Below are 13599 nucleotides of genomic sequence, written 5' to 3'. Positions count from 1 at the left end.
GGCTAGATATCGGTGCCGTCAAGCTGCCGTTCCAGACGGGCGACACCGTCGATCGCTTCCTGCTGGTTCGGGTGGATTTCCAGGCTCTGGCGATAGGCGGCAAGCGCGCGTTCGGTGTCGCCTGTTTCCTCCAGCATGACGGCCAGCTGGGTCAGTGCCGGAAAATAGCGGGGTTCCAGTTGAAGCGCGCGGGCCAGATCCCGCAAGGCAGGGCCGAATTGCCCGACGCTTGCATAGGCGGCGGCGCGGGCCTGGAATCCGGCCGCGAAATCGAGGGCATGATCGGTCAGCGCGGTCAGGTGGCCGATGGCCGCAGGGGCGTCGCCCTGATCCAGTGCCTCCTCTCCGCGTTGCAACAGCAGGTCCATCGCGGCGGACCCGGATTTGGACCATTCCCGCAGGATGTCCGATTCGGCGATGCGCCAGCCCTCGCCGTCGGGATCGGCCAAGCGGCGGAAAAGATCCTCCATGTCCGGGCGATCCTGCGCGCCCGCCGAGGTTGCAAATAGGATTGCGACACAGATAAGGAAAAAGCGATGCACTCTGTGGCGGATTGCCGCGACGACATTGTGGAAAATGTGGCGGTCCGGGCGCATATCGTGGATCTTAGTCAGCCCGGTCGCCGGGCGCCAGCCCATCCGAAGGGAAAGAACCGAAAATGAGCAATGTTGTGAACGCCGCCGTCGAGAAGCTGAGCGAGAAGATTGACAGCTTCGGCTCGACCGCGAAATTCGTGATCGAGGATGAAGGCGCGATCATGATCGACGAGAACGGCGTTCGCGCGGGCGACGAGGAGGCCGAGGTAACGCTGTTTGCCAGCCGCGACACGTTCGAAGGAATCCTGAATGGCAGCGTCAATCCGGCGACCGCCTTCATGATGGGCAAGCTGAAGATCGACGGATCGATGGGCGTCGCCATGCAGCTGGGCCAGGCGCTGTCCTGATCGCGATGGGCGGTGATCCGGCCCCGTTCCGGCAACTGCCGGACAATCCGTCCCGCCCTGCACGGGCCTTCTGGACGCGGGCCGACGATGGCGTGCGATTGCGCATGGCGCATTGGCAGGCCTCGTCAGACAGCCGGGGCAGCGTCCTGCTGTTTCCCGGCCGCACCGAATATATCGAAAAATACGCCGGCATTGCCGGATCGTTGAACGATGCCGGATACGATGTGCTGGCGGTCGACTGGCGGGGACAGGGTCTGTCGGGGCGTCTTCTGCCCGATGTCCGGCTGGGTCATGTTGCGCAGTTTTCGGATTACCAGCGCGACGTGGTCGAGATTGTGGTCGCCGCGACGGACATGGGCCTGCCGCGCCCCTGGCACCTGCTGGCCCATTCGATGGGCGGCTGCATCGGGCTGGCGGCGCTGCACGGAGGCCTGCCCGTCACATCGGCTGTATTTTCGGCGCCGATGTGGGGCATCAACCTGCGACAGATGCCTCATGGCGTGGCGGTCGGAATGGCCTATCTGGCAGGGCGGCTTGGCCGGGGCGGCCGCCCGGCGCCGGGCAGCGGGGCCATGGGAACCTATGTTCTGGACGAAAGCTTCAGCGCCAACCTGTTGACCGCCGATGCCGACGAATGGTGCCGCCTGGTGCGCGAGGCTGCGGCTTGGCCCGACCTGACCCTCGGCGGGGCAAGTTTCGACTGGGTGGGCAAGGCGTTGAACGAATGCCTGCGATTGTCACGGCTGGAATCGCCCGCCCTGCCCGCGCTTGCTGGTCTTGGCGGCCAGGAAAAGGTCGTGTCGCCCGCGGCAATCAGGGATCGGATGGCACGGTGGCCGGGCGCCACCTTGCTGGAATTCGCCGAGGCCCGCCATGAGATCATGATGGGTGTACCGGATCATCGCGCCGCATTTCTGTCAGAAGCGTTGGCCCTGTACGATCGCGCCGCGAAAGAGGCGCCCTAACGATCGGAACGGTCGGGCGCAGCCCCTGGCTGCGGATCATGCCCCGCCGCCTGCGGACCGGCCGCCGCCGCCGCAGGAAGACGCAGACGGACCCGCCTGATGCGCCGGGGATCGACTTCGACGACCTCGATCTCTGCGCCCGTCGCGTGGGGTATCACCTCGCCCACCACCGGAATGTGGCCGGCCAGCATGAAGACCAGACCGCCCAGCGTATCCAGATCCTCGTCATACTCCTCATTTGTCAGGATCAGGCCTGTCACGGCCTCGACATCGCTCAGGGGGGCATGGGCCTGGATAAGCCATTGTCCCGGACGTTCCTGGACCCACAGGGCGCTTTCGGCCTCGTCATGCTCGTCCTCGATCTCGCCGATGACCTGCTCGATCAGATCTTCGATGGTCAGCAGCCCGTCCACACCGCCGTATTCGTCGATCACCAGGGCCATGTGGATGCGTTTCTGCTGCATCTGCTGCAACAGCACGCCGATGGACATGGACGGCGGCACATACAGCAAGGGACGCAGCATGGGGCGCAGCTGGAATTCGCCCGTCGCGCCAAACCCGTGTTTCAGCGCCAGATCCTTGAGATGGACCATCCCCAAGGGACTGTCCAGCGACTCATCATAGATCGGCAAACGCGAAAATCCGTGTTCGCGGAACAGGTTAACCAGATCGTCCAGGCTGCTCGTCTCGGGGGCCGCGACCATCTGGGCCTTGGGCACCGCCACATCGTCCACCCGCATCCGCCGCAGGTTGACCATGCCGGGGGCAATCTGCGCGGTCCGTTCGACGGGATCATGGGGTTCGTCGTCTCCGCCGGTCAAGGCATCGAAGAAGCGGCCCAGGAACCCGCGCGCATTGGGAAGATCCCGACCCTCCCCTCCGACACCATCCGCCTCGGAGGCGGCATCGGCACCAAGGGGCGGGGCGGGTAATCGAGACTCGGAGTTCATCAGACTTTCTCTTGGCAAGGATCGGGCTATCAATAGGGATCGGGGACGTTCAGGCGCGACAGGATCGAACGTTCGGCCGCTTCCATGGTTTCCGCATCGGCGTCGGTCTGGTGGTCATAGCCAAGCAGATGCAGGGTTGCGTGGACAAGCAGATGGGCGACATGGTCGGCGACCGGCTTGCCCTGCGCCTGCGCTTCGGCCAGGCAGGTGTCATAGGCAATGGCGATGTCACCCAGCTCGTCCGTATCCGGCAATTCCGGTCTGGCGCCCGGTTCGTGCGCCACATGTTCGGCCGAAGGCCAGGACAGCACGTTCGTCGCACGAGGCTTGCCCCGGAAATCGGCATTCAGCGCCGCAATGCGCATATCGTCGCATCCCATGACGCAGACTTCTCCGCCGATGCCGTGCCATGACAGCACGGCTGCCACGGCGCGGTCAGCCAAGACTTCAAGCCCCAGGCGTTCCCATCGGTCATCCTCGATGACGCAATCGGTGGATATGTCGTCAGGCATCGCCTCGCATTGCCCGGCGGGGTGCGTATTGTCCGCGCGGTCCCTCTGATTCGCCGCGCGCCAGGGCGGCGGCATCCTCGGCGTCATACGCCGTGATGATGCGCGCGACAAGCGGGTGGCGCACGACGTCCTTGGCAGTGAAATAGCTGAAGCTGATCCCCTTGACCCCGTCCAGGATGCGTTCGGCATCGACAAGGCCCGACTGAATCCCGCGCGGCAGGTCGATCTGGGTGCGGTCGCCGGTGACGACCATGCGCGATCCTTCGCCCAGACGCGTCAGGAACATCTTCATCTGCATCGACGTGGCGTTCTGCGCCTCGTCCAGCACGACAAAGGCATTGGACAGCGTGCGGCCGCGCATGAAGGCCAGGGGCGCGATCTCGATGCGCTTCTCCTCCATCAGCTTCTGCATCTGCTTGGCGGGCAGGAAATCGTTCAGCGCGTCATAAAGCGGCTGCATGTAGGGATCGACCTTTTCCTTCATGTCGCCGGGAAGGAAACCAAGGCGTTCTCCGGCCTCGACCGCCGGGCGCGACAGGATGATCTTGTCGACATGCCCGCCGATCAGCATGGTCACGCCGACCGCGACGGCCAGATAGGTCTTGCCGGTGCCCGCAGGCCCGATGCCGAAGGCCAGTTCGTTCTGGAACAGCGACCGCACATAGGCCTTTTGCGCGTCCGTGCGCGGTTCGACCGATTTCTTGCGGGTGCGCAACTCGTAATCGCCCGCCGCGAACATCTCCATCTGTTCGGCAGGCGTCGCGGGCGCGGCGTCGTCCACGCCCATGCGCAACGCGGCCTCGACCTCGGCCAGGGAAACCGGGCGGCCCTGTTCCAGACGGGCGTAAAGCCCGCGCAGCAGCAGCGCAGCCTCGGCCTGCGCCTCGGGTCCGCCCACCACGGCGATCTGGTTGCCGCGCCGCAGGATGTGCACGCCCAGGGCTTCCTCGATCCGCGCAAGGTGCCGGTCGTTCGCGCCGCACAGGTCGATCAACAGCCGGTTGTCGGGAAATTCCAGCAAGGTTTCGGTCGAAGGGGTCGCGACGGGGGGCGTAGGCGTAAGGCCCAAATCTCTCTCCTCAAACGGGTCTTGGCATTATGGTGGCAATCCAAGGGGATTCGCACAAGGTCATAGTAGCGGGGTGTTGCCAAGAAACCCTGCCAATGGCTGGGCGTGATCCATACGCGAAACCGGGCCGTCCCAGGCGATCTGCCCATCCTGCAACAGTGCCACCCGGTCGCCGATGGCCCGGACGGAATCCATGTCGTGCGTGATGGTGATGGCGGTGGCGCCGGTTTCCGTCACGATGCCCCGGATCAGGCCGTTGATGCGACGCGCGCGGATCGGATCAAGGCCCGTGGTCGGCTCGTCGAAAAAGATCACCTGGGGGTCGTCGGCGATGGCGCGGGCCAGCCCCGCACGCTTGGCCATGCCGCCCGACAGTTCGGCGGGCATCAGGTCAGCGGTGTCCGGCCCCAGGCCGACACGGGCCAGCTTTTCCACGGCAATGGCGCGGGCCTGGGGGTCGGGCATCCGCTGGCGCAGCCGAAAGGCGACATTCTGCCAGACGGTCAGGCTGTCGAACAGCGCGGCGCCCTGGAACAGCATCCCAAAGCCCGACATGAAATCGGGCCGGGATGCAGCATCCAGGGGCCTGCCCCGCCACAGGATACGTCCGGCATCCGGCGCGGTCAGACCCAGGATGCATTTCAGCAGCACCGATTTCCCGGTCCCTGACTGGCCGATGACGCACAGGCTTTCGCCCCGCTCCACCCCCAGATCGACGCCTGCTAGCACAGGCTTGCCGCCAAAGGATTTGCGCAGTCCGGCAATCTGGATCATTCGAAGAACAGCCCGGTCAGCACGAAATTCGCAGCCAGGATTCCCACCGCGGCGGCAACCACGGCCGATTTGGTGGCCCGCCCCACGCCTGCGGCACCGCGCCCGGAATGGATGCCGAACCAGCAGCCGCAGACCGCGACGATCAGGCCGAACACCGCGCCCTTCAGCAGGCCCGACATCACGTCCCAGGTCTCCAGATACGCTTTGGTGTTCTCCAGATAGGCCGCCGAGTTGAAGCCCAGCGACTGGGTGCCGACCATCCATCCGCCCAGGATGCCGATGATGTCGCCCACCCCGACCAAGACGGGGACCGTCACCACCGCCGCCCACAGGCGCGGCGTGACCAGCCATCGCATCGGATCGGTGGACAAGGTGACAAGCGCATCGATCTGTTCCGTCACCTTCATGGTGCCGATTTCCGCAGCGATGGAGCTTGCCACCCGCGCCGCCACCATCAGCCCCCCCAGGACCGGGCCGAGTTCGCGCGCCATGCCGATGGCGACAATGGCGGGCACCACGTCGCTGGCCTGAAACCGCGCGCCGCCCGAATGGATCTGCAAGGCAAGCGCCGCACCGGTGAACAGCGCGGTCAGGCCCACGACGGGCAGCGACAGCCAGCCGATCTGGACAAGTTGCCCGGCAAAGGCGCGCCCGTAAAAGGGTCGCAGCCGGAACAGCCCGCGCCCCGCGAACAGGGCGACGGCACCGATGCCGCGAGTCAGGGACAGCGCGGCGCGGCCGGTCAGGCGGACTGGGTTCACCGCCAGGTCCGGTGATAGCGATGACCCAGAGAGGTCAGGATTTCATATCCGATCGTTCCGGCCAGTTCGGCCAGCCGATCCACGGGCTGCGCCGGGCAGATCAGGTCCAGTTCGGGCGGGACATCCGCAAGGTCGGTCACATCGACGGTCATCAGGTCCATCGACACGCGGCCCACCAGGGGGCAGGCCGTGCCCGCCGCATAAAGGCTGGCGCCTTTCGATGAAATGGACCGCAGGATCCCGTCGGCATAGCCTGCCGCGACCGTGGCGATGCGACGCGGGGCATCCGCCGTCCAGGTCGCGCCGTAGCCGACAAATTCACCCGGCTGGACCAGGCGAGTCTGGATCACCGGCAAGGACAGGCGCAGCACCGGCCGGGCATCCGCAAAAGGCAGCGCGCCGTAAAGCCCGATGCCGGGGCGGACCAGATCGAAGTGGTAATCCGGCCCCAGCAGGATGCCCCCGGTCGCCGCCAGCGACCGCGGCACGTCGCAGCCCTTGGTCATCGCGTGGAAGGCGGCAAGCTGCATGGCATTGGCGGGATGGTCGGGCTCATCCGCGCAGGCCAGATGCGACATGATGAAATCGGGCATCGCGGCCAGGGCCTCGGCCCGGATGACGGACCATTCGGCGGCCTCCATCCCCAGACGGTTCATGCCGGTGTCCAATTGGATGGCGAAGGGCTTGCCGGGGCGCATGGCGCGGTCGCGGAAGAACTGTTCGGGACTGTTCAGGACCGGGACGAGGCCAGTCAGGTCGGCGCCCTCCATATGGCCGGACAGCACGTTGATGCGGGCGTCGTCCGGCAGGTGCGGGCGCAATGCCTGGCCTTCGATGGCAAGCGCCACAAAGAAATCCCGCGCGCCCGCCTGATACAGCGCCGGCGCGACCGTTGCTGCGCCCAGGCCATAGGCGTCGGCCTTGACCACGGCGGCGGCACGGGCACCGGGCGCCTTGGCGGAAAGCGCCTGCCAGTTGGCGACGATGGCGTGCAGATCGATATGCAAGGTCATGGCAGCGGTCCTGTAACGGTCGGCAACCTTCAACCAGAAATCGCCCCGCGCTGCCAGCCCGGATCACACGAACTGTTCGCGCAGCAACCGTTCCTCCAGCCCGTGGCCGCGGTCGAACAGCAGGCGGTGGCGCACATCCTGGGCGCTGCGGATCCCAACGCGCACCACATGGCGGACCGACCGGGAATCCGCGTCGGCCATCACCGGGCGACGTTCGGGGTTCAGCACCTCGATTTCGACCCGCGCCGCCTTGGGCAGCAGCGCGCCGCGCCACCGGCGGGGGCGGAACGGGGCAATGGCGGTGAGGGCAAGAACCTCGGAATTGATAGGCAGGATAGGGCCATGCGCGGAATAGTTATAAGCTGTCGAGCCTGCGGGCGTGGCGATCAGCGCGCCATCGCAAACCAGTTCCTCCATCCGCATCTTGCCGTCCACATGGATGCGCAGCTTGGCGGCCTGCGGTCCCTCGCGCAGCAGGCTGACCTCGTTGATGGCAAGCGCATCGTGGACAGACCCGTCAGCGCGGAACGCACGCATTTGCAACGGGTTGATAACCGTTTCCTCGGCTGCGGCCAGACGGTCCAGCAGCCCGGATTCGGAATAGGCGTTCATCAGGAACCCCACCGTGCCCCGGTTCATGCCATAGACCGGCAGGTTTCGGTCTTGGATCGCGTGCAACGTTTGCAGCATGAAGCCGTCGCCGCCAAGCGCCACGACCACCTCTGCCTGATCCAGTGCCACCGTGCCATAACGGTCCGACAGCGTTGCCAAGGCCTGTTGCGCGATCCCGGCCTCGCTGGCGGTAAAATGAAGCCCTGCCGTCATGTTCACCCCTGACCCGTGGCGCGGGCAGCATCCGCCGGGCTGTCAGGCAATGCAACCCCCGTCGCCTCCGGCCCCCGCTTCGTCGCTTTTGTGACTTTCCGCACCGTCAACCCTGGGTTATGAGGGCGCCAGCCCCCGCCCCTTGGCCCAACGATAAGGACGCGACACCATGAACGCCCCCACCCGCGAAACCGGATTCTTCACCGAAACGCTGGCCAGCAGCGACCCCGAGATTGCCAAGGCCATCACCCAGGAACTTGGTCGTCAGCGCGACGAGATCGAACTAATCGCGTCCGAAAACATCGTGTCCAAGGCCGTGCTGGAGGCGCAGGGGTCCGTGCTGACCAACAAATACGCCGAAGGCTATCCGGGCAAGCGTTACTATGGCGGCTGCCAATACGTCGATATTGCCGAAAACCTGGCCATCGAGCGGGCAAAGAAACTGTTCGACTGCGAATTCGCCAACGTCCAGCCGAACAGCGGTTCGCAGATGAACCAGGCGGTGTTCCTGGCGCTGTTGAAGCCGGGCGACACCTTCATGGGGCTGGATCTGAATTCGGGCGGCCACCTGACGCACGGATCGCCGGTCAACATGTCGGGCAAGTGGTTCAACGTCGTCAGTTACGGCGTGCGCCAGCAGGATCAGTTGCTGGATTTGGAGGAAGTACGCCGGAAGGCCTTGGAAAACAAGCCCAAGCTGATCGTGGCGGGCGGCACCGCATACAGCCGCGTGTGGGACTGGGCCGCCTTTCGCAAGATCGCGGACGAGGTGGGCGCATACCTGATGGTGGACATGGCCCATATCGCGGGTCTGGTCGCGGGCGGCCAGCATCCCTCGCCCCTGCCCCATGCGCATGTCGTGACCACCACCACGCACAAGTCCCTGCGCGGCCCGCGCGGCGGCATGGTGCTGACCAACGACGCCGACATCGCCAAGAAGATCAATTCGGCGGTGTTCCCCGGCCTGCAAGGCGGCCCGCTGATGCATGTGATCGCCGCCAAGGCCGTCGCCCTCGGAGAGGCGTTGCAGCCGTCGTTCAAGGCTTATGCCGCGCAGGTCGTGAAGAACGCGCAGGCGATGGCCGACGAACTGATGAAGGGCGGCATCGACATCGTGTCGGGCGGCACCGACAACCACCTGTGCCTGGCCGATCTGCGCCCCAAAGGCGTCACCGGCAAGGCGACCGAGGCCGCGCTGGGCCGTGCCCACATCACCTGCAACAAGAACGGCGTCCCGTTCGACCCGGAAAAGCCCTTCGTCACCTCGGGGATCCGCCTGGGCGCCCCGGCGGGCACCACGCGCGGTTTCGGCGAGGAGGAGTTCCGCCAGATCGCCCGCTGGATCGTCGAGGTCGTGGACGGGCTGGCCGCGAATGGCGACGAGGGCAATGCGGAAATCGAGACCAGGGTAAAGTCCGAAGTATCGGACCTTTGCGCCCGTTTCCCGCTGTATTCGGGGATGTGATCGGCTGATCCAAAAAAGACCCCGCCGCGCCAGTCGCGGCGGGGTTTCCTATTGGGCGGGCGCCCCGGCCGCAGAGACGGCGCGCTGCCGCGCCTCTCTCCAGGTGATATAGGTGATGGCGCCGATCATCATGCCGCCGCCCAGGATCACCCACCCGTCCAGCGGTTCGTGGAACACGAAAACGCCTAACAGGCTGGCCCAGATCAGTTGCAGGAACGTCACCGGCTGGGTAACGGTCAGCGGCGCGGCGGCAAAGGCCCGCGTCATCGTGTAATGGCCAGCGGTGGCAAAGACCGCGACTAGACCCAGCCAGCCGATCTGGCTCCAGCTTGGCGGCACCCATACGGCCCAGGCCAGCGGCGCCAGCCCGATGGACACGGTCAGCGACATCACGGCCACGACGATGGCCGCGGGAACATATTCGGCGATCCGCTTGGCAACAAGATAGGACGCGCCGAATGCCAACGACGCCACGATCTGCGACAGATGCCCCGGATCCAGTTCCCTCAGCCCCGGCCGCAGGACCACCAGGGCACCCAGCAGGGCCACCCCCACCGCCGCGACGCGCCGCAGCGCCAGCCGTTCGCCCATGAACATCGCGGCGCCGACTGTCACGACGATGGGATTCAGGAAACCAACCGCCGTGGCATCCGCCACCGGGATCCGGGACATCGCATAGAACCAGGCGATCACCGCCACGACATGCAAGACGCCGCGCAGGGCGAACAGCCGCCAAGTCCGGGGCGCGAAACCTGACCTCAGGGCGGGAACCAGCACCGGCCCCAGAAAGATCAGCCCGAAGACAAAGCGGATAAAGGCCGCCTGAGGCGCAGGCAGGGCGCCACCCAGCCAACGGACAATCCCGTTGACCGCGACGAAGCACAGACCCGTCGCCAGCATCCATCCGATTCCCGCCATGTCGCGGCGCGTCTGCGTGTCGATTTGCATGTCGTGCAGTTGCACCGCTTCACCGTCACAGCGCAAGGGTCATTCCGCGATCAGCGTGACCGCGATGGTCCACATCACGACGCCGATCAGAACCTCCAGCACCTGCCAGGCGCGGGGGCGGGCAAAGACAGGCGCCAGCAGCCGCGCGCCATAGCCCAAGGCAAAGAAGAACACGAACGATCCGGTCATCGCGCCCAGACCGAACGCCCCCGGCTGCGGCCACTGTGCCGAAATCGCCCCCACCAGAACCACGGTATCCAGCCAGACATGCGGGTTCAGCCAGGTCAGCGCCGCGATCATCGCAAGGGCCTTGGCCAGGCTCGCGCCCTCGCTGCCCGGCCGCAGCGCCTTTTCTCCGCGCCAGGCCGCACGAAAGGATCGGGCGCCATACCAGATCAGAAACGCCACGCCCGCCCATCGCATCCCCTGAACCAGCCAAGGCGCGGCCAAGCCGATGCGCGCCATCCCGGTCACGCCCAGCAGAATCAGGGCCGCATCGGACACGGCGCAGAAAAGGCAGATCCAGAACACATGCTGCCGGATCAGCCCCTGTTTCAGGACAAAGGCGTTCTGCGCGCCGATGGCAACGATCAACGACAGCCCGGTTCCAAGCCCGGCAAGATACGACATCATCGGCGGCACCCCCGGCGGCCCTGTGGTTGCCGCAAAATCGGGCGGTGGAATCGATCTGGCCACATGCCGCGCATGCACCGACCAGCTTACAGCTGATCGACCACCGTGTCGGACAGGTCGAAGTTGCCGGTGACGGTCTGCACGTCGTCGTCGTCTTCCAGCGTTTCGATCAGTTTCATCAGCTTTTGCGCCGTTTCAAGATCGGCGATCTCGGTCGGGGACTGGGGCCGCCAGATCAGCTTGGCCGTCTGGGATTCGCCAAGACTGGATTCCAACGCGGACGACACCTCGTTCAGGGCGGTATCGGCGCAATAGATCCAGTGGCCTTCCTCGTCCGTGTCCACATCGTCGGCGCCCGCCTCGATCGCGGCCAGCATCACCGTATCGGCATCGCCCGCCGACAGCGGATACATGATCTCGCCCACCCGGTCGAACATGAAGCTGACCGATCCGGTCTGCCCCATGTCGCCGCCCGACTTGGTGAAATAGCTGCGCACGTTCGATGCGGTCCGGTTGCGGTTGTCGGTCATTGCCTCGACCACCAGGGCGATGCCGTTCGGGCCATAGCCTTCGTAACGGATTTCCTCGTAGTTCTCGGCATCGCCGCCCACGGCCTTTTTGATGGCGCGGTCGATCACGTCCTTGGGGACCGAATTCGACTTGGCTTCCTTGACGGCCAGGCGCAGGCGCGGGTTCTTGTCGGGGTCGGGATCGCCCATCTTGGCGGCAACGGTGATTTCCTTTGACAGCTTGGAAAACAGCTTCGCCCGGATCTTGTCCTGCCGGCCCTTGCGATGCTGGATATTGGCCCATTTGGAATGGCCTGCCATGATCGGTCGTCCTTCGAAATTCACTGAAATCGGATTCGGGCGCTTTTAATCCAGCCCGGCCACGGATCGCAAGCAACTGGCGACCGATCAGAGCGGCCACAACAGTGGAATGACCAGGCAGGCCACGATGCCGCAGATGATGTCCAGGGGAATGCCCACGCGGACGAAATCGCTGAACCGATAGCCGCCGGGACCATAGACCATCATGTGCGTCTGATAACCGATGGGCGTCGCAAAGGCCACGGTGGCCGAAAACATGACGGCGACCACATAGGGACGGGGATCGTGCCCAAGCGACTGGGCCAAGGCGATGGCGATGGGCGTTAGCAGGACGGCGACCGCGTTGTTCGACAGGATCTCTGTCATCACCAGCCCCAGGAAATAGATCGCGATCAGGGTGGCGAAGGGCGGCAGACCCCGCAGCAGGGGGGTGACGAAATCGACGATCAGCGTGACGGTGCCGGTATATTCCAACGCCTTGCCCACCGCCAGCATGGCAAAGATCATCGCCATCAGCCGACCATCGACGAACGAGAAAGCCTCCTCGGCATCGATGCAGCGGGTCAGCAGAATGACCGCCGTCGCCAGAAAGGCCAGCACCATGATGGGGGCCACGTCGAATGCGGCCAGCGTTACCACCGACAGCAGGCACAGGATGGCGATGGGCGCGCGTTCCCGACGATAGGCGCGGATCGATGGCCGCGACACATCGACCAGCCCCATGTCGGCGGCCAGGCGGGCAATGTCCGCGGGGGCGCCTTCCACCAGCAGCGTATCGCCGACGCGGACCACCAGATCGTCCAGTTGCCGGCCCAGGTTCTGATCGCGCCGATGCGCCGCAAGGACATAGACGCCGTACCGCCTGCGCAGGCGCATGTCGCCCAGGCGCCGCCCGATCAGTTGCGCGCCGGGCGAGATCAGAACCTCAACCGTTTCCGTCGCGACCGAACTGAGCTTGTCCACGACCTGAAGGTTCTTGTTGTCCAGGAATTCCAGCAGGTCGGCCATTTCGGAACGCAGGACCACCCGGTCGCCCGGCTCCAGCACGACTTCGGCCAGGTTGCGCCGCAGCGAGGCATCGCCGCGAAGAACGTCGATCAGGCGGACCGCCTCGCGTTTGAACAAGGCGACCTCGACCGCCTTCTGGCCGACCAGGCTCGATTTTTCGGGGATGGCCAGTTCGGTGAAATACTTCATGCCCTTGCGGGTGCCCAGAAACCCGGCCAGCGACGTGCGGTGCGGCAGCAGGTGCCGCCCCACCAGCGCGAAATAGGCGATCCCGGCCAAGGTGATCGCAATGCCGACGGGCGCAATCTCGAAAATGGTAAAGGGGACCATGCCCTGTTCGCGCGCAACGCCGTCCACCAGCAGATTGGTGGAGGTTCCGATCAGGGTTATCATCCCGCCCATGATCGTAAAATAACTTAACGGAATCAGCAGCTTGGATGGCGAAATTCGAAGCCGTGAAGCTAACTGGATGCAGATCGGGATCATTACCGCGACAACGGGCGTATTGTTCATCACGGCCGATGCAACGATGACGAAACCCAGCAGCGCGCAGACCGTGACGACCGGCTGGGTGGTGGCGCGGGCGGTCACGATGCGCGACATCATCTCCAACGCGCCGGTCCTCAAAAGCCCCCCCATAATCAGGAACATGAAGGCGATGGTCCACGGCGCCGAATTCGACAGCACCTCTGCCGCGGCGTCGGCGGGCAACAGGCCCAACGCCAGCATGGTGGCGGCAGAGCCAATGGCGATAACCTCGGGCGGGTGCTTTTCGCGGATGAACTGGACAAAGGTGACGGTCACGATGACCAGCATGGCGATCGACGCGTTCGTTCCGGTCAGGTCAAATCCAAGCATCATGCCTCTGTCGATCAGCGCCGATCACCGGCGGGTGACAGGGTG

The 13599-nt window shown here is 65.1% G+C and carries 15 protein-coding genes; 3 read left to right on the top strand and 12 right to left on the bottom strand.

Annotated elements, in window-relative coordinates; genetic code table 11:
* Window positions 1-2 precede the first annotated feature (2 nt).
* Window positions 3-470 carry a tetratricopeptide repeat protein gene (locus CHB77_RS11435; protein WP_242626637.1) on the bottom strand — a complete coding sequence of 156 codons (468 nt, stop codon included), beginning with the start codon at window positions 468-470 and terminating at the stop codon, window positions 3-5.
* Between the two features lie 188 nt (window positions 471-658).
* Here CHB77_RS11435 and CHB77_RS11430 point away from each other — a divergent pair, with 188 nt between their 5' ends.
* Together CHB77_RS11430 and CHB77_RS11425 are read left to right on the top strand one after the other, a co-directional pair.
* Window positions 659-943 (top strand): SCP2 sterol-binding domain-containing protein, encoded by a 285-nt coding sequence (locus tag CHB77_RS11430; RefSeq protein ID WP_089388348.1) that lies wholly within the window; start codon window positions 659-661, stop codon window positions 941-943.
* A 5-nt stretch (window positions 944-948) separates the two neighbouring features.
* A complete protein-coding gene (locus CHB77_RS11425) occupies window positions 949-1908 on the top strand; it encodes an alpha/beta fold hydrolase (RefSeq protein WP_089388347.1) in 960 nt (319 codons plus the stop codon).
* Here the strand turns inward: CHB77_RS11425 and CHB77_RS11420 are convergent.
* The 7 genes from CHB77_RS11420 to CHB77_RS11390 all read right to left on the bottom strand — a co-directional run bounded on the left by CHB77_RS11420 (window position 1905) and on the right by CHB77_RS11390 (window position 7812).
* Window positions 1905-2858 (bottom strand): CBS domain-containing protein, encoded by a 954-nt coding sequence (locus CHB77_RS11420; protein ID WP_089388346.1) that lies wholly within the window; start codon window positions 2856-2858, stop codon window positions 1905-1907. The two genes, CHB77_RS11425 and CHB77_RS11420, sit on opposite strands and share 4 nt — an antisense overlap.
* Window positions 2859-2887: 29 nt before the next feature.
* Window positions 2888-3370 (bottom strand): rRNA maturation RNase YbeY, encoded by a 483-nt coding sequence (gene ybeY / locus CHB77_RS11415; RefSeq protein ID WP_089388345.1) that lies wholly within the window; start codon window positions 3368-3370, stop codon window positions 2888-2890.
* Window positions 3363-4439, bottom strand: a complete 1077-nt coding sequence (locus CHB77_RS11410) for a PhoH family protein (RefSeq protein WP_089388344.1) — start codon at window positions 4437-4439, stop codon at window positions 3363-3365. The genes ybeY and CHB77_RS11410 overlap by 8 nt, the downstream gene beginning before the upstream one ends.
* 60 nt (window positions 4440-4499) lie before the next feature.
* Window positions 4500-5213, bottom strand: coding sequence for an ABC transporter ATP-binding protein (locus CHB77_RS11405; protein WP_089388343.1), 714 nt, complete (start codon window positions 5211-5213; stop codon window positions 4500-4502).
* Window positions 5210-5974 (bottom strand): MlaE family ABC transporter permease, encoded by a 765-nt coding sequence (locus tag CHB77_RS11400; protein ID WP_089388342.1) that lies wholly within the window; start codon window positions 5972-5974, stop codon window positions 5210-5212. The genes CHB77_RS11405 and CHB77_RS11400 overlap by 4 nt, the downstream gene beginning before the upstream one ends.
* Window positions 5971-6987 carry an alanine racemase gene (alr, locus tag CHB77_RS11395; RefSeq protein ID WP_089388341.1) on the bottom strand — a complete coding sequence of 339 codons (1017 nt, stop codon included), beginning with the start codon at window positions 6985-6987 and terminating at the stop codon, window positions 5971-5973. The genes CHB77_RS11400 and alr overlap by 4 nt, the downstream gene beginning before the upstream one ends.
* A 63-nt stretch (window positions 6988-7050) precedes the next feature.
* Window positions 7051-7812, bottom strand: a complete 762-nt coding sequence (locus CHB77_RS11390) for an NAD kinase (protein ID WP_089388340.1) — start codon at window positions 7810-7812, stop codon at window positions 7051-7053.
* Window positions 7813-7981: 169 nt separating this feature from the next.
* On the opposite strand from CHB77_RS11390, the gene glyA reads away from it, so the two are divergent.
* Entirely contained in the window at window positions 7982-9277 is a 1296-nt protein-coding gene (glyA, locus tag CHB77_RS11385) for a serine hydroxymethyltransferase (protein ID WP_089388339.1), read from the top strand.
* Between the two features lie 48 nt (window positions 9278-9325).
* On the opposite strand, the gene CHB77_RS11380 is transcribed toward glyA, so the two are convergent.
* The 4 genes from CHB77_RS11380 to CHB77_RS11365 form a co-directional block, all read right to left on the bottom strand.
* The gene (locus CHB77_RS11380; RefSeq protein WP_278185020.1) at window positions 9326-10225 is read right to left on the bottom strand and encodes a DMT family transporter; all 900 of its coding nucleotides are present in this window, start codon (window positions 10223-10225) and stop codon (window positions 9326-9328) included.
* A gap of 39 nt (window positions 10226-10264) precedes the next feature.
* Window positions 10265-10858, bottom strand: a complete 594-nt coding sequence (locus CHB77_RS11375) for a LysE/ArgO family amino acid transporter (protein ID WP_176430337.1) — start codon at window positions 10856-10858, stop codon at window positions 10265-10267.
* An 86-nt stretch (window positions 10859-10944) separates the two neighbouring features.
* The gene (locus CHB77_RS11370; RefSeq protein WP_089388337.1) at window positions 10945-11688 is read right to left on the bottom strand and encodes a YebC/PmpR family DNA-binding transcriptional regulator; all 744 of its coding nucleotides are present in this window, start codon (window positions 11686-11688) and stop codon (window positions 10945-10947) included.
* 87 nt (window positions 11689-11775) lie between these two features.
* Entirely contained in the window at window positions 11776-13554 is a 1779-nt protein-coding gene (locus tag CHB77_RS11365; RefSeq protein WP_089388385.1) for an SLC13 family permease, read from the bottom strand.
* Window positions 13555-13599: the final 45 nt, after the last annotated feature.

Source organism: Paracoccus sediminis (assembly GCF_900188295.1).
Classification (GTDB): domain Bacteria; phylum Pseudomonadota; class Alphaproteobacteria; order Rhodobacterales; family Rhodobacteraceae; genus Paracoccus; species Paracoccus sediminis.
Note: the sequence above shows the minus strand (reverse complement) of the source record. Positions and strands in the feature narration are given on the sequence as shown.

Coding starts and splice junctions, on each gene's coding strand:
- CHB77_RS11390 (WP_089388340.1), bottom strand. CDS start 7,812: ATGACGGCAGGGCTTCATTTTACCGCCAGCGAGGCCGGGATCGCGCAA.
- CHB77_RS11425 (WP_089388347.1), top strand. CDS start 949: ATGGGCGGTGATCCGGCCCCGTTCCGGCAACTGCCGGACAATCCGTCC.
- CHB77_RS11380 (WP_278185020.1), bottom strand. CDS start 10,225: ATGCAAATCGACACGCAGACGCGCCGCGACATGGCGGGAATCGGATGG.
- CHB77_RS11375 (WP_176430337.1), bottom strand. CDS start 10,858: ATGATGTCGTATCTTGCCGGGCTTGGAACCGGGCTGTCGTTGATCGTT.
- CHB77_RS11405 (WP_089388343.1), bottom strand. CDS start 5,213: ATGATCCAGATTGCCGGACTGCGCAAATCCTTTGGCGGCAAGCCTGTG.
- alr (WP_089388341.1), bottom strand. CDS start 6,987: ATGACCTTGCATATCGATCTGCACGCCATCGTCGCCAACTGGCAGGCG.
- glyA (WP_089388339.1), top strand. CDS start 7,982: ATGAACGCCCCCACCCGCGAAACCGGATTCTTCACCGAAACGCTGGCC.
- CHB77_RS11435 (WP_242626637.1), bottom strand. CDS start 470: ATGGAGGATCTTTTCCGCCGCTTGGCCGATCCCGACGGCGAGGGCTGG.
- ybeY (WP_089388345.1), bottom strand. CDS start 3,370: ATGCCTGACGACATATCCACCGATTGCGTCATCGAGGATGACCGATGG.
- CHB77_RS11365 (WP_089388385.1), bottom strand. CDS start 13,554: ATGCTTGGATTTGACCTGACCGGAACGAACGCGTCGATCGCCATGCTG.
- CHB77_RS11370 (WP_089388337.1), bottom strand. CDS start 11,688: ATGGCAGGCCATTCCAAATGGGCCAATATCCAGCATCGCAAGGGCCGG.
- CHB77_RS11430 (WP_089388348.1), top strand. CDS start 659: ATGAGCAATGTTGTGAACGCCGCCGTCGAGAAGCTGAGCGAGAAGATT.
- CHB77_RS11420 (WP_089388346.1), bottom strand. CDS start 2,858: ATGAACTCCGAGTCTCGATTACCCGCCCCGCCCCTTGGTGCCGATGCC.